The organism is Paenibacillus sp. FSL R10-2734 (assembly GCF_037963865.1).
Taxonomy (GTDB): domain Bacteria; phylum Bacillota; class Bacilli; order Paenibacillales; family Paenibacillaceae; genus Paenibacillus_AQ.
On sequence record NZ_CP150170.1, the window covers coordinates 3,996,878 to 4,015,263 of the forward strand.

The window sequence follows — 18,386 nt, forward strand, 5'->3', positions numbered from 1 at the left end:
TCCAAATTTAAAATGTATAAGTGAAATAATCAAAAGGGATTTTTGGATATCGTATGATATTAAGGGGGCTTTGAAGTGAATCAAATGACACTGCTGCGGAATCCTAAACAAAGGAAATTACTCTTCAGCGCTGGCTTAAGCTGGATGTTCGACGCGATGGACGTCGGGATGATTTCTTTTGTTGTAGCGGCTTTAGCCAAGGATTGGAATCTGGGACCGGAGCAGATAGGTATATTGACAAGCATTAACTCCGTTGGGATGGCAGTGGGTGCGGCGGCGGCAGGGATATTAGCAGATCGTTTTGGACGTAAACCGATACTGCTGTGGACACTCCTGATTTTCTCGGCTGCAAGTGGATTATCGGCGTTTGCTACAGGCTTTGGAATACTCTGTGTGCTTAGGTTTATCGCTGGTTTTGGACTAGGTGGAGAGCTACCTGTCGCTTCAACATTAGTGTCTGAAAGTATGCCTGCTCGGGAGAGAGGCCGTGCGGTTGTATTGCTAGAGAGCTTTTGGGCGATTGGCTGGATCGCTTCTGCTTTAATCGCATTTTTCATTATCCCTGATTATGGCTGGCGTGTAGCCTTCGGGATTGGTGCTGTTCCCGCTCTATACGCGCTATACTTAAGACGAGCTATCGACGATTCACCGAAGTTTGCTGAGATTAAAAAGGCGCCAGTATCCTTGAAGAAACGGATTGCGACTGTATGGTCACCTGAGTATCGCCGTTCTACCATTATGCTATGGATTTTGTGGTTTACCGTGGTGTTTTCGTATTATGGCATGTTTCTTTGGTTGCCTACCGTTATGGTTCTTAAAGGCTTTAGCTTGGTCAAAAGCTTTGAGTATGTTCTGATTATGACACTCGCTCAGCTACCAGGTTACTTTACTGCCGCTTACTTCATCGAGAAGTTCGGTCGTAAGTTTGTCCTAGTCATCTATATGCTGTTCACTGCGGTCAGTGCTGCTTGGTTCGGTAATGCGACTACGGAAGGCATGCTGATGGCTGCTGGGATTTGCTTATCATTCTTTAATCTTGGGGCTTGGGGTGGAATGTATGCTTATACTCCTGAGCTGTACCCGACCACTATTCGTTCTACAGGTGCTGGGTTAGCGACTTCCTTTGGCCGGATTGGTGGGATCATCGCTCCATTACTGGTTGGGATTCTAGTAGGTAAATCGATGGCGATTGGTTCGATCTTTATGTTATTTTTTGTAACGATTATTATCGGTGCGTTAGCAGTGCTCTTCCTAGGAAAAGAGACAAAGGGAACGGAGCTCTTGTAAAGGATAATCTTCATTACATACTTGATGTTAATCTATCAACAATGCTAAAATATTAAGAACGAAACGGTTCCTTCACAGTTGTGAACAGGGCCGTTTTTTTTTAACATATCAGAAATTATATTTGTGGAGATATAAGGACACCGAAGGCGTTTGTGCTTACATTAGTCCTTCTGTTATAAGAACGGAGCGATCGAACATGAGTAATGATAGGAAGCAGCCTCATTTCACAGAATTGGTCTGGGAAAGCACGGAACAAAATGTTGCTATTCCCCCGCGAAATTCATCAGAACCAGCGCTGCCCAAGATATCTTCTGCAAATATAGGGAAGCCGAAGGCATCCTCTGAGCCTTCTTTACAGCTGCAGCTTTGGGATCTGGAGACTGACACTCCGGAGCCTGTGACAACAACAGAAGGCCAGTTCGTCACTAGAGCGAAGGAATTGGAACATAAAACCGAGGATTCCGCACTATTTGTTCCTTTTAAGAGTTACTGGCCTACATATGGACATATGACTGGCACACAAAGTAGATGGTATTTTTATTGGCGTAATGAAGTTAGACAGGGTAGATATCCGAAGACGGATCTTTCATATATTTTTCTGCACGTATATGAGCTTATTAATGGTGTAGGCTGGGAAGATCCTTATGATGGCTATAGACAGCTCAGTCAAATCTGGGAAGCTTATCGAGACAATTATAAACGTCTGGATCAATATTTAGGCGGTTGGATCGCGGACTTCTCATTTGTTCATCATTTGGATGTGCCTCTGGCTCTTATCGTTGCTCGTTCACGCGGCCTTGCTGGAGATCTGGCAGAGCTAGAGTTAATGAGAGGTCTTACTACAGCACCTGAGCAATTAACCTTTACAGTATTAACGGCCATGTCGGACTACGATATAAGTAAATCCAAGTTCTACATGGGAGAAGGTAAAGAAGCTCTTGAACAATATATTCCGCAGGTAGTGGCATTAATTAACGCCTATGTCACCCGGAAACATGGCTCGAATTTGGTCGAAATGTTCCCACCAGGGCCCTCGGTGATGCGGGAGCGTTATTTATTCCGAAGTGCTGTATATGATATTTCGCTATATGGCTATTCTGTACTTATACCGGTTGTACGTATCAGTAAATCTCCATCGCTTCGTAGCTTGATTACTAGGCTGTTCCGTTTGACTGAGAATAAATTACGGGAACTGCTCGGGTATCGAGGTCGACTTAAAGGGGTAAACGTGGATGCCGATATGGACGACCTAATCACTCGTTTTCTGAAGCGGGAGTTTGAGAAAGAGAAACAGGAAGACAAGGGACCGGCAGTGGTTATTGATCGTGAGAAGCTAGAACGTCTGCAGAGTGATTCCGAAATTGTCCGAAGCTTGCTTACGGTTGAGGATATGAATGAGTTGGAAGAGCTTGAGGATAGCGAGTTCGAAGTTAATAATGAAGAAACTGAGTCAGAAGAAGAAATAGAAGATGAAAAAGAAAAAGAAGAAATCATTGTGTCTCTTGAACCTGAATTAGCCATTGAAGATGTTCATGCTGTTATAGTAGAAACGGAGTGGGAACAGTTTGCGAGTGCTATAAGTCCACTACAACGAGAAGCTCTGCTTGCTCTTTTGAATGAGGACGGAAGACAAGACCTGCAGAGGTTAGCTGCTGCAAACGGCACAATGTCAGAGCTCTTGATTGACGAGATTAATGACATCGCAATGGACATTCTAGGTGATTTGATCATAGACGGAGAAGAAGTTGCAGAAGAATATTTAATTAATCTGTTTAATATTTAATGAGGTGAACTTTTGATGAGTGCATTAAAAATACCCAAACGCATGACGACAGCCCTAGTTAATTCATTAACAGCCGGTGTGGTTCCACGAATCGGACTTGAGCATATCGCCGTTGGCCGCCGACCAGAGATTGAAGCTATTTTGAGAGATATGGACAATATTGCAGAGGGTGGAGCTGCTTTCAAGCTGATTACAGGTAAGTTCGGTAGCGGCAAAAGCTTTCTTCTGCAAATGATCCGTAATTATGCGATGGATCGGGATTTTGTAGTAGCAGATGCTGATCTATCTCCTGAACGAAGATTAGTAGGAACAAAAGGACAAGGTCTCGCAACTTATCGAGAATTGATGAGCCATTTGTCTACCCGGACACGTCCAGATGGAGGAGCTCTGGAGATTATTCTACAGAAATGGATCATTACGCTTCAGCAATCTGTAATGCAGGAGAATGAATATGGTCCTGACCACCCTCAGCTTGGTGATGAAGTAGAGAAACGAATCTATGCTGTAGCTTCTGAAATGCGCGGTTTGGTACATGGATTTGATTTTGCCAAAGTGCTCGCAGCTTACTGGAATGCACACAAGCTAGCCGATGATGAATTGAAGCAGGATTCCCTTCGCTGGCTACGCGGTGAATTCGCCACTCGAACGGAAGCACGGAAAGCGCTTGGTGTCGGTGTGATTATTGATGATGATAATTGGTATGATTATATGAAGCTTTGGGCGGAATTCACAGCCGCTATTGGTTATAAGGGATTGCTGCTGTTTATTGACGAAGGCGTCAATCTCTACAAAATTACGAACAGCATCTCACGTCAGAGCAACTATGAAAAGCTACTTACGATGTTTAACGATACGATGCAGGGCAAGGCAGAAAGCTTAGGGATTTTTATAGGGGGTACTCCACAATTTGTGGAGGATGGACGACGTGGACTATTTAGCTATGAAGCACTTCGTTCCAGATTAGTTGCAGGTAGATACGGCGCAGCAGGTCTTAATAATTACACTGGACCAATTATCGCACTGGACATGCTCTCCCATGAAGAGATTCTAGTGCTTCTGCAAAAGCTTAGAGATATCCATGCCCTTCACTATGGTTATGAAGTGCAATTAACACAGGAACAATTGGTTCATTTTATGGAAGAAGCCGTGGGCAGATTAGGGGCTGACGAGCTGCTGACTCCGCGCGAGGTGGTTCGTGATTTCATGGATCTGCTGCACACACTGCATCAGCATCCGGAGATCTCTTTCGAGAAGCTAATAGGTGAACGAACCTCTAAACCTGCGGAGACCGAGCAAAATGAGTTGGATGGATTCCTGGCGGAGTTTGAATTATGAGTGACAACCCGTTTTATAGGCTGGCCCCATTTATTAAAGAATTCATTTATAAGAATCGCTGGGAGACCTTGCGCGAGGCGCAGGTGGATGCTTGCCGTGTTCTGTTTGATACACCACATCACTTACTGATTGCTTCGGGTACAGCTTCTGGTAAGACAGAGGCGGCTTTTTTTCCAGCACTTACCGAGCTTTATGAACGTCCTTCTGGTTCAGTGGGAATTTTGTATATTGCTCCTTTGAAAGCATTGATTAACGATCAATTTACACGACTGAACGATTTACTTCGTGAAGGTAACATTCCGGTTTGGCACTGGCATGGTGATGTTCCGCAAGCAGATAAGACGAAGCTGGTGCAGAATCCCTCCGGTGTACTACAGATTACCCCTGAATCCCTTGAGGGATTATTGATGAATAGGCCGAATGTCATTCCAGCCCTGTTCCATGATCTGCGATTTATTGTCATAGACGAGGTTCATGCTTTTATGGGAGCCGACCGAGGGATTCAGGTGCTGAGTCAGCTAGCGAGAATCACTCGTATGGCTGGATGCCATCCGCGCAGAATCGGTCTATCCGCTACGCTTAGCGACTACGCTTCTGTAACGGAGTGGCTAGCAGCAGGTACGCGGGAAGGCGTTGAGGTGTCCGCTCCACAAGGCGGGCGTAAGCTCCGTTTAAGTGTGGAGCATTTCTCTTTCCCAGATGCACGGGACGAGGTGCAGGCTGAACATTTAGAACGCGCGAAGCAGTCTTACTACGATTTCATTTATGATCATACGCATCTTAAGAAAGCGTTGATCTTCACGAACAGCCGCTCGGATGCAGAGACGGCAACACTAGAGCTGCGGAGAACGGCCGCGAAGCGTGGGGAACGGGATGTCTTTCACGTTCACCATGGCAGCATCTCCGCGATGCTCCGCGAAGAGACGGAAGCCGCGCTGCGGCAAGGTTCCGGACCTGCAGTTGCGGCAGCGACTTTGACGCTGGAGCTCGGCATTGACCTAGGAGAGCTGGAGCGAGTGCTCCAGGTCGGCGCTCCTTATAGCTGCGCAAGCTTTGTGCAGCGACTGGGTCGCTCGGGCAGGCGTGGTGACGCCGCATCCGAGATGATCTTTGTCACGCCCGAGGAAGAGGATGAGGAAGCGCAGCTTCCGGCTCGGATGCCTTGGACGCTGCTTCGAGCGATAGCGGTTATTGAGCTATATGTGCGCGAGAAGTGGGTTGAGCCACTGGTGGTGCGCCAGCTACCAGTTGGACTGCTATACCATCAGACGATGAGCATATTGAAGAGTATGGGTGAGGCGGAGCCGGAGGATTTAAAGGAAGCGGTTCTCAGCTTACCTTCCTTCAAGAACATTGATCCTGCAGACTACGACATCTTCATGACTTATATGCTTGGCATGGGGCAAATCGAGAAGATGGACGAAGGGAGCCTGATTATCGGGATGGCGGGAGAGAAGATCGTGAATAACTTCCGCTTCTACGCAGTCTTCAAAGATGACGAAGAGCATGTTGTCTATAACGGCACTGAGGAAATTGGATCGATCACAACGATACCACCGCCTGGCTATTGTTTTACTCTGGCAGGCAAGCTCTGGAAGGTAGAAGAGGTGGATAATCGCCATAAAGCAGTTTATGTGAAAACCTCACGCGGTAAAGTAGATACGTTATGGCTTGGAGCGGGTGGGGATGTGCATACACGCATTATGACCAAAATCCGTGAAGTCTTAGGAGCCACTTCATTGTATCCGTATTTAGCTCCGAGTGCCGCTGCGAGGCTCGAACGAGCCCGTCGTTTAGCGAAGGAAAGCGGACTGCTTGAACGCTCCGTTATGCCAGCAGGTGGAGATTCGATTTTTATCCTGCCATGGGCGGGCAGTCGGCAATTCCGCACGCTGGAGCGTCTGCTCAAGAATAACTTAAAGAGTCCCCTGGGACTTCGTTCTATTGTTCCTATGGAACCTTATTATATGGTCGTTGCGGGTAAGGCGGATGCAGAAACGCTGGAAGCGGAGATCATCGCTGAAAGCATGGCCGCCACAGATCCTCTTTCACTGCTATCTCCAGATGAAGCACCCTACCTTGGAAAGTACGACGAGAACATCCCTCATGAGCTACTTCGCAAAGCTTTTTCTTTAGATGGCTTAGATGTTCCAGGTCTTCTAGAAGTACTGAAGCAGTGGCGTCAACCTCAGTAAACGATCGAAAATATCTACCTTTTAGACACCCGCACTAGCGGGTGTTTTGTTATGTTCGGACCTCATGACTATATCTTATCCCCCTTGCATCAATATAGACTTTCCTCCAGTTCCATAAGTTGTATAAAAATAGGATTAAGGGAGAATTATAACCGTAAGATTGCTGGATGAGGATGATTATGATGTGGTCAAAAATAGTCTCTTATATTCCGGACTGGACAGTTTTTGTTCAAGCGGCGATAACGCTGCTCTTTCCCATAGGAGTTTATTATCTTTACAGGCATTTGTATTTTTATGTTGGGAGTGGACGTTCTAGGGAGACAGGGGCTAAATCACAGGATGCGGAACTGAAGAAGGCTGACAACCGTGAAGCGAATTCGAGTGTGTTTTCTGCGTTTATCCATGATTATGATACCGACTTAGCAGCAATAAGAACCGCATTAGGGGGAAACGGTGATGTGCATTTCCGTGAATTCTCAGTCAAAGGAATTCTGGCACGTGCCACGTTGGTCTATGTGGAGGGGATGCAGGACGAAGAGCTTATCAATCAGCAGGTGCTTCAGAATCTGATGTTTGCCGGCGAAGCGCAGGATTCGAAAGACATGTATACCTATATGAAACAGAATATGCTCCCGCTGGCTCAGCTTAGTGAAGCCAGGGATTTGGACCAACTGCAGGAGTCTGTCCTGTTTGGATACACGGCACTGATTGTCGAAGGCATGCATGAGGTGCTGCTGGTTGGCTTTCCGCATGGTTCAGTACGCTCAATTAATGAGCCGACCTCGGAAGCTTTACTGCGAGGACCACGGATTGGCTTTACCGAAGTGCTCAGTGAGAATACCTCTATGCTGCGGCGTCAAGGGCTCAATAAGAGTTTAGAAATGAAAAGATTTGAAGTAGGTAGCGAAATCAAGAAGAACTTGGTTATCGCTTATATGAAAAACATTGTAAATCCTGATTTGCTACAGGAAGTGGAGGATCGTATCTCCAAAATTGATATGGACTTCATTTTGGAGTCTGGCTATGTGGAGCAGTTGATCGAGGATGATTATTTGAGTCCGTTTCAGCAAACACAGAATACGGAAAGACCCGATCGTGTGATTGCCTCTTTATTAGAGGGGAGAATCGCAATTTTACTGGATGGAACTCCGTTTGCACTCATTGTTCCAGTGACGTTCAGTATGCTTTTGCAGTCCCCTGAGGATTACTATGAGCGCTGGATTCCAGGGACGCTTTTACGGATGCTACGATTTTTCGCAGCATTTCTGGCTCTGCTCGGCCCAGCGTTGTATATTTCCTTTATCTCCTTTCATCCAGGACTGATTCCTACACAGCTGGCGATTTCCATTATCGAAACACGCCAAGGTGTACCCTTTCCTTCTTTGATTGAAGTGTTGATTCTGGAGATTTCCCTTGAAATCTTGCGTGAAGCTGGAATTCGCTTGCCAAAGCCCATAGGTCCAGCAATGGGGATTGTCGGAGGTCTGATTATTGGAGAAGCCGCAGTACAGGCAGGTATTGTAAGTCCTATTCTTGTGATTGTCGTAGCCGTAACAGCAATCTCTTCGTTTTCCATACCGATGTACAGTGCTGGCTTTACCCTCCGGATCTTGCGGTTCGTAGGGATGTTATTTGCGGCGGTCCTGGGCATGTTCGGAACCATCCTATTCTTCCTGCTCATTTGCAGCCATCTGACACGACTTACAAGCTTTGGGGTTCCTTATGTCACTCCCATCTCACCTTTCCGGTTAAGTGACTGGAAGGATTTGTTCATCCGAGCTCCGTTATCTACTATGAAGAAAAGACCAGAGATGCTGAAGACCCAAAAGAGCAAGCGCAGGTTCTAGAGAATGAATACTTATCAGGAGCAAAAGGGGAGACCACAGTGTTCAAAAATACTGATGATAAGATCACAACCTCTCAAGCTTCCATTATACTGACCAATTCGATGCTAGGAGCTGGAATTTTGACCTTGCCTAGAAGTCTTGTCAAGGCAGTGCAGACTCCCGATGCTTGGATTTCTGTGGTGCTTGGCGGTATTGTCGTATTTATGGCAATTATGATTATGGTGAAGCTTAGTCAGCAATTTCCTGGTAAGACTGTTTTTCAGTATTCTAAAAGAATCGTAGGGAATCTCCCAGGCGGGGTACTGAGTTCTCTTCTGATTCTATATTTTATAGTGGTTGCAGGCTTCGAAATCCGAGTCCTGGCGGAAGTAACATTGTTTTTTCTTCTGGAAGGGACTCCGATTTGGGCGATTGTGATACCGTTCATCTGGGTAGGCACTTATTTGGTGTATGGGGGGATTAATTCCATTGCCCGCGTCTTTCAGATTGTATTTCCGATCAGCATATTTATACTGATCATTTGTTTTATTTTAAGCACCAGGATATTTGATATCCAGCATTTACGGCCTTTTCTGAGTGAGGGTATGATGCCTGTAATCCGAGGTATGAAGTCTGGCATCCTGATTTTCACTGGCTGTGAGGTTGTGATGACGATGACGGCCTTTATGCAGCATCCACAGCAAGCAGTCAGAGGGGTGTTGGTCGGATTTTGTATCCCTCTAGTATTGTATCTGGTTACTGTTGTGATGGTTATAGGTGGCCTGACCATCAATTCTGTAATGACTAGCACTTGGCCTACGATAGATTTGGTCCGGAGCTTTGAAATTACGGGTTTCTTTTTTGAACGATTTGAATTTCCACTGCTGGTCATCTGGCTGATGCAGATGTTCTGCAATTTTTGCAGCTTTTTCTTTAATGCATCTCTTGGCATTTCCCAGCTGTTCCGCCTGAAGATCCATCCTGTTATGTTTGCCTTAATGCCCGTAATCTTCATCTGCACGATGATCCCTAAACACATCAATGATGTCTTCAGTCTTGGGGATATGATTGGCAATATGGGTGTGTTGATCTTTATATTGCTGCCATTGTTATTGTCGATCGTGTTAATCATCAGGAAGAAAGGACTCAAGCAGAATGTGTAGACAACGGACGTTTTATTTACTATTGGTATTTATGATTCTACTTACGCAGTCTGCCTGCTGGAGCAGTAAGGAGATTGAAGACCTGAGTCTTTATACTGGACTGGCGCTTGATCAGGGAGAACCCAGAGCGGTTGAACAAGAATTAGAGGAGCGTGGAGGAAGCTACCATAAACATAATGAAGTGACGGCTACGATACAAATTGTGCCTGAAAAAAAACTTGGAAACACCGGCAAAGAGAGCGAAATGCCTAAAGCCCTTTTTTTTAATTTATCAGAGACAGGAGATTCAATGTTTGAAGTCTTCCGTCAGTTTGCCATTCGCAAGAACCGTCCGATTATTGGGCATCACCTCAAGGTTATTGTCATATCAGAGAAACTGGTACAACAGGAGAAGATTAGACGGCTAATGGACTTTGTTCTTCGTGATAATGATATTCGCCCCAGCTGTCTCATTTTTCTTAGCCAGGGGCTTGCATCCGATACGCTTACCACGACCCACACGGAGGAGATTCCTTCCTTTCGTATTGCTGAGATGATTCGCAACGAGTTCAGAACCAGTAAAGTTATGAAGGGCATAACGTTGTCGAATCTAGACGCACTGATGTACTCCAAGCAAAGCTTTGTGTTGCAGAATATTCTGGAGGCACGAGGGCAGGTGGAATTTTCCGGAGCCGGTATTATCAAGGGAGATTCAGGATATTGGATCGGCAACCTTAATCAACAGGATGTGGAGAGTATTGCCTGGATCAAAGGGGAAGTTAAAGGCGGGAGTATCAAAGCATACGATCATAAAAACGAATCGATTACTTATGAGATTAAATCAGCCAAGAGTAAGATTACTGTGAAAGAGACTGATCATGAGAAGTTCTCTTTTCATGTTGCGATTGAGTCCACTGGACGCCTTATTGAGAATTGGGATGAAGAAGAGCTTTCCTCGGAGGCAGCAAATCACAAAGAGCTGGAAAGAGTCTTTGAGGAAAGATTAACCCAAATGATAAATAGTCTTATACATAAAATGAAGTCCACCTATAAAGTGGAGGTAGCCGGGTTCGGTGATTGGCTAAGGATTGAAGAGCCCCACGTCTGGAAAAAGATCAAAGATCATTGGGATGAGGAATTTATACGGATTCCAGTGACCTTTGATGTAAAGCTTAAGATCACTGATTTTGGTTCGTTCACTGAATGAACGGGATTGTGGCAACAATAACCAATATATCGAAAATATAGTTTAATCGAGACACCCGTTTATGCGGGTGTTTCGTTATGTTCGTACATATATTGTATTTTTCTAGAAAAAACAAACCATTTATCTTAATTTTAACACCTTGTTGAAAGCGCTTAACCGTACAATAATTAGCCTATAACGAAAACAGGGGGCGTCAAACAATGGTCAACACAAAAATGAAGATAACTTCAACGATTGCGTTATCAGCAGCTTTGGTTTTAAGTATGGCAGCGTGTGGAAATTCAAACAACGAGAGTAAAGGCGCCACAGTGTCTAAAGGTAATACAGCTACGAATGCTCCAGATGCCGGAACAACAAAAACCGAAACCGGCAAGAAGGTCACGATTACTTTTCAAAATATTTACCCGGATCCAGCAACACCTTCTTACAAGATGCTTCATGAATTAGTCGATCAATATGAAAAAGAGAACCCCAACATTCACATCGAACTAGATACTTTAAATACGGACCAGCAAAAGGTCAAATTGAAAACACAAGCCGCTTCCAAAGAAATTCCTGATATTACGATTGTTAACCCGGCTGCACAAATGAAACCTTTCGTTGATGCTAAGCTGTTCGCTCCCCTGAATGACATGCTGGATCAAAACGGATTAAAGGATACTTATCAATCCGGTCTGCTCGATTACTACAGCTTCGATGGCAATGTTTATGCGCTGCCAGATGGTAATAACATCGAGGTAGTCTACTACAATAAGGAGCTTTTCGAGCAAGCAGGCATTAAAGACACCCCTACAACATTCGATGAATTACTCCAAGATGTTAAGACCTTGAAAGCAAAGGGCATTACGCCAATCGCAATTGGTGAAAAAGATTCCTGGACGGGTTCATTCTTGTTCATGAATATACTGCTTCGCACAAATGGAGGTCCTGGTTTCCTTCAAGATGTATTGGATGGCAAAAAAACATTTGAAGATCCTGCTTTCGTAGAAGCAGTAGATCGTTTCCAAGATCTTGTGCAAGCAGGTGCATTCCCAGATGGCGCTACCTCCATTGATGCTAACGCAGGTGGGAATATCTTCAAATCCGGTAAAGCTGCTATGTGGGTTATCGGTTCATGGGAAACAGGTGCGGTTGACGCTTCCTCTGTAGCTGGAAAAGCAGGAGCCTTCCAATTCCCAACCGTTAATGGTAAAGGCGATCCAAATGAATTCATGCTCGCACCAGGTAGCGCATTTGCAATTTCTGCGAACAGTGAGCATTTACAAGAAACGAAAGACTTCTTGAACTTCTTCACGCTGAACTTTCCTAAAAAACAATTTGAACTCAAAAATGCTGTAGGGATTGGTCAAAAAGTGGAGGGAGATCTGAAAGCCGCAGGCTACTCTGATCTGGCGATCAACATTTCAGGGCTGTTCAATCAGGTAAAAGGTGGCGACTTGGCCTTTGACAACACCATGAACCCAGCTACGGCGCAGGTGCATCTCAGCAGCATCCAAAATCTTTTTGTGCAAAAAATGGATTCCGCTCAAGTGGCTAAAGAACATCAAACCGCATTTGAAGCAAATAAATAAGTAGGTTTCCAAAACGCGATGCGAGGGTGCTTAAACGCTTCTTCGCATCGTGTTTACATTCTAGGGGGCGGAAATAATGAAGGTTCTAAAGGTTCCAGCGCGCACAATCGCCGTCTTCGTGTTACCTTGCCTGCTTTTGTATGTGTGCTTGGTGTTTGCTCCTATTCTAGTATCCTTTTATACAGGATTGCTACAATGGGACGGAATTACGACTACGAAAACATTTGCTGGACTTGCTAATTTCAAAGAGATGTTTTTTCATGATCCAGTGTTTTGGCCATCGGTAAGGAGAACCTTGCTCTATGCCGTTGCCTCCATGGTGGAAATTCCATTTTGTTTGTTGATGGCTATCCTTCTAAATCGTTACGTGAGAAAAGGAAACACTTTAGTTTCTATTTACTTTACGCCGGTTATTTTGTCAGTGGTCATTATTGGGCAGCTCTGGAAAACGATTTATGATCCTGTCTCCATGGGAGGGATGTTGAATGGCGTCCTGATCTCTCTTGGATTAGATAGCTGGACTCACAATTGGATCACTGAACCTAAAATTGCGATGTTCGCGCTCTATGCAGTCTCTCTTTGGCAATATTTCGGCTACCATTTGCTGATTCAATATACCGGTGTTCAGAATATTCCGGATGAGCTGTATGAAGCAGCAAAGATCGATGGGGCTGACGGATTCAAAGCCGACCGATATATCACCTTTCCGTTGATTATTCCAATCTTTAAAATATCTATCGTACTCGCTTTTATAGGGTCTTTGCAGGCTTTTGATCTCGTCATGGTCATGACAGCCGGTGGACCCGCTCATGCTACCGATGTTATTTCCACACATATGTACAACAGTTCATTCCTATCTTTTAAATATGGATATGGTAGTGCTATCGCTTCGTTCTTGGTCATTCTGTGCCTCGTATTTACTGCTGGGATTAATACTATCTTTAATAAGCTTGAGAAAAAATTCAGTTAGCAAAGGAGTGCGCGATCATGCGGAATGTCAAGCATAAACGCCCTAAGCGTCCTTACAAGGACGGTAAGCGTTTAAGCGAGAAATATAAGAATAATGTATTCCGTGAAACCAATACGTTCTTATATTTCAAGAAAGGACTCGTGTATCTTCTCTTTGCGATTCCTGTCGTAACCCAACTATATCCTCTTCTATGGCTGCTGCTCTATTCCTTGAAGACTAATGAAGAGATTTTGGATGGTAGTTTTTTCTCATTTCCTAGTGTATTTCAGTGGCATAACTATAGCGAGGCCTATAAGTCCGGTAGTTATCTAAAATATTTATCCAACAGCGTAATCGTCACTGGAGTAACGATGATCTTCGTCATCCTGCTTAGCTCGATGGTAGCTTATGCGATCTCTCGGTTCCGTTGGCGTTACGGCAACTTGGTCATGACGATATTCTTAATGGGGATGATGATTCCCATGCAGGCCACTTTACTCCCGCTGATGATCATTTTCAAAAATATGCATATTCTGAATACGCATTTGTCGCTCATATTGCCTTATGTAGCTTTTTCTACCCCCATAGCGGTGTTCATCTTAAGTGGGTTTATGAAGAGCATTCCGCATGAAATCGAAGAATCAGCCTTTATCGATGGGGCGAGTGTATATCGGATCTTCCGCACGATCATTCTTCCTGTTTCTGTACCGCCGGTAATGACCGTGTGCATTCTTACGTTCATCAATATTTGGAATGAGTATATCTTAGCGGCCACCTTCATTTCCTCCGAGAAATTGAAGACTCTGCCCTTTGGCGTGTACACATTCGTTAGTCAGTATTCTGTAAACTATGGGAACATCGGCGCTTTTCTAGTTATGGGTGCACTGCCCGTCATTTTAATCTATTTCTTCCTATCCAATCAGATTACAAAGGGAATGGTGGCAGGGGCAGTGAAAGGATAAAACTGTATTGTAAAATACAATAATGGAATTATAATGAAGAAGCAGCGGAACAGATGAGTTTGAGGAGGGAAGCCTTTTTGAGAAATAGCTTTCATTCCATCCACCATCGATTGTTTTTGCTGTTTCTTTTTTGTATGTCTAGCATTCTATTGATTGTGAGTTTGCTCTATTACAACCGAACAACCGTACAGTTTCATGAAAAAATAAGTGATTTGTCGCGGAAAAATGTCGCACAGACGGCGGATCTATTCAGCTTGCTGTATAAGGGCTATGACAGTCTCTCTAAATCACTCAGTAATAACTTTGAATTAATACGCCTGATTAATGAAACAAGCAATGAACCTGCGATAGCCTACATCAATGAACAGACGATTACGAATATTCTCGGGGCTATATTTTATTCGAGGGATGATCTCGTAGGTATCCATGTCATTACAGATAAAGGAAAGATCTATAATTACGGCAACTATATGAACGTGGTTGATCCAGAATATATGAAGGAAGATTGGTACAATCAGCTACAGGCTTCCTCCGGTAAAATGGTCTGGCTCGGCGTCTATGAACATTCTCTTATTGATCAAGTGGAGGATAGTCCTGTGTTTGCCTTCGGCCGTCAGATTTACGATCTCAATGAACACAAACCGATTGGTATTGTTTTGTATGAGACGAATCCTAAGCCGGTTCTGGATGCGCTAGATAATGTAAAGCTGGGCGAGAATAGCCAGGTATATTTAATGTCGCAGGATGGACGATTCGTATCCTCTGCCGAAGATCAGGAACTTGATTTAACGCAGCTCCCGTCTTTGCAGAACTCCCAGAATGTTGTGGTCGAACAGAAAGCGAATCGTCTGCTCGTCGCGTCTAAACTGTCCTTCTCCGGATGGTGGGTGCTTAGTATTACTCCTGATCGTGACCTAAATGTAGAGTTGGTAGAGATGAAACGTTATCTATTCATTGTATTTTCAATTCTTATCCTGGTCTCTACTTTGATAGCCTCCATTGTTTCACGAACGATTTCTTTACCGCTTAAAAAGGTAATCCGAGAGATGAAGCAAGTGGAGATCGGTAATTTCCGGGGCATGGTGAATGTTTCTTCTTATCAAGAGATTAATATTCTTGTTGCTTCATTTAATCGTATGGTTCGCCGAATCGAAGAACTGATCGAGCGGGTAAAGCTCTCATCCGTCAGTGAGAAGAATGCTGAGCTTCATGCCTTGCAATCTCAAGTGAACCCACATTTTCTATACAATACTCTGGATATGATTTATTGGATGCTGGATGAGGAAGGGAATGAGCAGCTGGGCGAGCTAGTACTCTCGCTTTCATCGATGTTTCGGTACAGTAGTCATTGGGAGGCTGACGTAGAGGTCACGCTTCGAGAAGAGCTAGAACAAATTGGACACTATCTAAATATTATTTCCATCCGATTGGAAGGTCGTCTACGGATTGAGATGAATATAGATGAACGATGGTTAGAGGTTCGTCTTCCCAAGATGACTGTACAACCTGTAATTGAAAATGCTGTAAAACATGGCTTGGAATCGCTCGACCGTCAAGGCATTCTGAAGGTGAGTACACTTGAAGAAGCTGGAGTACTGAACATTGTCGTTCAGGATAATGGCAAAGGTATGGATGCAGAGAAGCTGAATGCGCTGGTGGAATCTTTGGACCGGCCTACGACGAAAGAAAATGGAAAAGTGGGGATAGGTCTTCAAAATCTGCATCAGCGGCTCCAGCATATGTTCGGAGAATCCTATGGTCTTGTGATTCGAAGCTTACCTGGAGAAGGCACTGAGGTTGCTATCATGCTGCCGATTCCGCAGGAAGGAGTGCATAGTCATGAACATTCTCATAGCTGATGATGAACGGGTGATCCGCGAAGGCATCAAACGTACGATAAGCAGTATATATCCAGATTATTGTGTACATGTTGCTGCGTCAACAGAAGAAGCTGTTAAGATTATGGAGGAACAGTCCATTCATATCGTCTTAACAGATATTCTTATGCCCGGTATGAATGGCTTGGAGTTCATGAGGATTTCTAAGCGGCGGTATCCTTATGTCAAATGGGTCGTCATCTCTGCACATAGTGAGTTTGCTTACGCGCAGGAGGCGGTTCGGCTTGGAGCGAGAGATTATTTACTTAAGCCGATCGGCAAAAGCAAGCTGCTTGAGATCATCAGTAACTTAGCGCTAGAAATAGAGCAGGATCAAAAGCTCATTAAAAATGAAGATCGGCTAAGATCAAGTCTGAAATTCTTAAGAGAAGGTGTATTTCAGAGACTCGCATCTGGTTTTAATCTCGGTAATCTAGATATCAGTCAATTAATAGAAGATCATCAATATTTCTATTTGATCTTGCTGCAAATGGATGCGGGTGATAAAAACGTTCGGATTGAACATTTTATTGTAGAGAATGTATTAACTGAGCTGATAGAGCGGGACGGGAGCGGGTTTGTAGTCAGCTACGACCGACAGAGTTTACTGGGTTTAATCACCTTAAGGGATGATGCACGGTTTGAATCTTTTCTTGAAGATGGGAAGACATATTTGAAGCAATATTTAAAAACACCCTTCCAAATGATACATTCCGGACGTAGCTATGATATTAATACTGTTCCTCAGATCGTAACGAGCTTAAGAGAGGTTGTGAATTCGCAAGTACTGGATTTAGCACCTGCTAAAGGAAGCGGTGAGAAGGCCATCGACATCGCTTTGCAGTATGTGAAGGAACACTATTACGAAGACCTTACTTTGGAAAAGATTGCTTCCGTTGTATTTCTGAATCCGGTCTACTTCAGTCAATTATTCAAACAGAAAACAGGTCAAGGTTATAAAGAATACGTGACATCCTTACGCTTGGAGCAAGCGAAGCTGCTACTAGTGAACTCGAAGCTTAAAGTGACAGAAATCGCCGAACGTATTGGTTATCAGGACATGCGACATTTTACACAGATGTTCCGCAAGCGTTTCCTCTTAACTCCGACGGAGTATCGTCAGCAGCTTAACAACGGTGCATACTGAAATGCGCATAGGATAGGCAAAAGGATCTCTGCAGCCATAGGTTGGCTATAGAGATCTTTTTTGTGTTGTGTGTAGGTCAGTAAGGAGTGTAGCTAGAAGCAGCGTATATAAAAATAATGAAAAATAAAATTAATATGGCGTAAATTAGCGTGCCAACAATTCCGCATACCAAACCCGCGATGGCTAAGCCTCTACCTTGCTCATACCGAATCCGGATCTCTTTCAGTGATAGGGCAGACAGTATAATCGCTACAATCCCAAACAAAAATCCGATATAAGGTACAACAATGGACAGAATTCCTAAAACGAAACCTGCAATTGACTTGCCATTCATTGGTGCTGGAGGGGGTGGGGGAGGATAATAGCTTTGATTCTCGTTCGGTGGATAACTCATTATAATCACCTCCTATCAAGCGTGTTATTGGATATAGTTAATCCAGTGTTCAAGCTGCACACAATGAACGAGTCCAATGGATTCAGCTAATCTGATCGATACTTGATTTGTTTCAAGCACATGATAGCGTGGAATAAACCCACGTTCTAACGTTTCTTGTAGGGCTGTTTGGACCACCTTTTTCGCATACCCGTTTCTTTGAAAAGATTCTAAAGTATGTACAGCGCCGATTTCCCAGATGGATTCTTCATTACGGAACGCTAGGCAGGTACTGACTGGATTGTCGCCTGTGAAGATTGACACGGAAAAAGCACCATTTTGAAAATAATCTTCTATTTCGTCTTTAGTGTAATGATTAGCAGCCCACAGCGGAATTAATCTGTCATCAACCACATGACTGATAACAACTTCTTCATCCTTCGGAAACATTTGTCCCTCAGTTGTACTGTATGAGTAGAAACCTCGGACTTTCTCCATTGAAAAATGTGATGACAATGCCTCTTTGTATTTCATGTCTTGCAGTTTAAAAACAAATTTTGCTTGCGGAGGCAGCAGTTTAAACAGAGCCGGAAATACATCTGGGCTGCTGTAATCCATAAATACGATGTAATCCGCTTGAGGATACACTCTATGATCATATGCGTAGGCTGAGGCAGGAAGAAGCAATAAAACACCCCATTGATTTCCTTGCTCGACAAGATGAGACTCCAT

Annotated in this window: 14 protein-coding genes; 12 read left to right on the forward strand and 2 right to left on the reverse strand. The window is 44.2% G+C overall.

Features of this window, described 5'->3' with window-relative positions:
* Positions 1–75 precede the first annotated feature (75 nt).
* The 12 genes from NSS67_RS17585 to NSS67_RS17640 all read left to right on the forward strand — a co-directional run bounded on the left by NSS67_RS17585 (position 76) and on the right by NSS67_RS17640 (position 17,281).
* Positions 76–1,287 carry an MFS transporter gene (locus NSS67_RS17585; RefSeq protein WP_339314735.1) on the forward strand — a complete coding sequence of 404 codons (1,212 nt, stop codon included), beginning with the start codon at positions 76–78 and terminating at the stop codon, positions 1,285–1,287.
* A 196-nt stretch (positions 1,288–1,483) separates the two neighbouring features.
* The gene (locus NSS67_RS17590; protein ID WP_339314737.1) at positions 1,484–3,070 is read left to right on the forward strand and encodes a TerB N-terminal domain-containing protein; all 1,587 of its coding nucleotides are present in this window, start codon (positions 1,484–1,486) and stop codon (positions 3,068–3,070) included.
* 15 nt (positions 3,071–3,085) lie between these two features.
* On the forward strand, positions 3,086–4,405 hold the full coding sequence (locus NSS67_RS17595; protein ID WP_339314739.1) for an ATP-binding protein: 1,320 nt from the start codon (positions 3,086–3,088) through the stop codon (positions 4,403–4,405).
* Entirely contained in the window at positions 4,402–6,600 is a 2,199-nt protein-coding gene (locus NSS67_RS17600; protein ID WP_339314741.1) for a DEAD/DEAH box helicase, read from the forward strand. The genes NSS67_RS17595 and NSS67_RS17600 overlap by 4 nt, the downstream gene beginning before the upstream one ends.
* 182 nt (positions 6,601–6,782) lie before the next feature.
* Positions 6,783–8,447, forward strand: coding sequence for a spore germination protein (locus NSS67_RS17605; protein WP_339320630.1), 1,665 nt, complete (start codon positions 6,783–6,785; stop codon positions 8,445–8,447).
* Positions 8,448–8,485: 38 nt separating this feature from the next.
* On the forward strand, positions 8,486–9,589 hold the full coding sequence (locus NSS67_RS17610; protein WP_339314743.1) for a GerAB/ArcD/ProY family transporter: 1,104 nt from the start codon (positions 8,486–8,488) through the stop codon (positions 9,587–9,589).
* Positions 9,582–10,775, forward strand: a complete 1,194-nt coding sequence (locus tag NSS67_RS17615) for a Ger(x)C family spore germination protein (protein WP_339314745.1) — start codon at positions 9,582–9,584, stop codon at positions 10,773–10,775. Before NSS67_RS17610 ends, NSS67_RS17615 begins: the two co-directional genes overlap by 8 nt.
* A 200-nt stretch (positions 10,776–10,975) precedes the next feature.
* A complete protein-coding gene (locus NSS67_RS17620; protein ID WP_339314747.1) occupies positions 10,976–12,346 on the forward strand; it encodes an extracellular solute-binding protein in 1,371 nt (456 codons plus the stop codon).
* Between the two features lie 76 nt (positions 12,347–12,422).
* On the forward strand, positions 12,423–13,316 hold the full coding sequence (locus NSS67_RS17625) for a sugar ABC transporter permease (RefSeq protein ID WP_313637254.1): 894 nt from the start codon (positions 12,423–12,425) through the stop codon (positions 13,314–13,316).
* 17 nt (positions 13,317–13,333) lie between these two features.
* Positions 13,334–14,257, forward strand: a complete 924-nt coding sequence (locus NSS67_RS17630) for a carbohydrate ABC transporter permease (protein ID WP_339314749.1) — start codon at positions 13,334–13,336, stop codon at positions 14,255–14,257.
* A gap of 77 nt (positions 14,258–14,334) precedes the next feature.
* Complete coding sequence (locus NSS67_RS17635) at positions 14,335–16,116, forward strand: sensor histidine kinase (RefSeq protein WP_339314751.1); 1,782 nt, start codon at positions 14,335–14,337, stop codon at positions 16,114–16,116.
* Positions 16,097–17,281, forward strand: coding sequence for a response regulator (locus NSS67_RS17640; protein ID WP_339314753.1), 1,185 nt, complete (start codon positions 16,097–16,099; stop codon positions 17,279–17,281). The genes NSS67_RS17635 and NSS67_RS17640 overlap by 20 nt, the downstream gene beginning before the upstream one ends.
* A gap of 76 nt (positions 17,282–17,357) precedes the next feature.
* Here NSS67_RS17640 and NSS67_RS17645 read toward each other — a convergent pair whose 3' ends face one another.
* On the reverse strand, positions 17,358–17,675 hold the full coding sequence (locus NSS67_RS17645; protein ID WP_339314755.1) for a DUF4190 domain-containing protein: 318 nt from the start codon (positions 17,673–17,675) through the stop codon (positions 17,358–17,360).
* A gap of 24 nt (positions 17,676–17,699) precedes the next feature.
* Positions 17,700–18,386, reverse strand: coding sequence for a GNAT family N-acetyltransferase (locus tag NSS67_RS17650; RefSeq protein ID WP_339314757.1), 687 nt, complete (start codon positions 18,384–18,386; stop codon positions 17,700–17,702).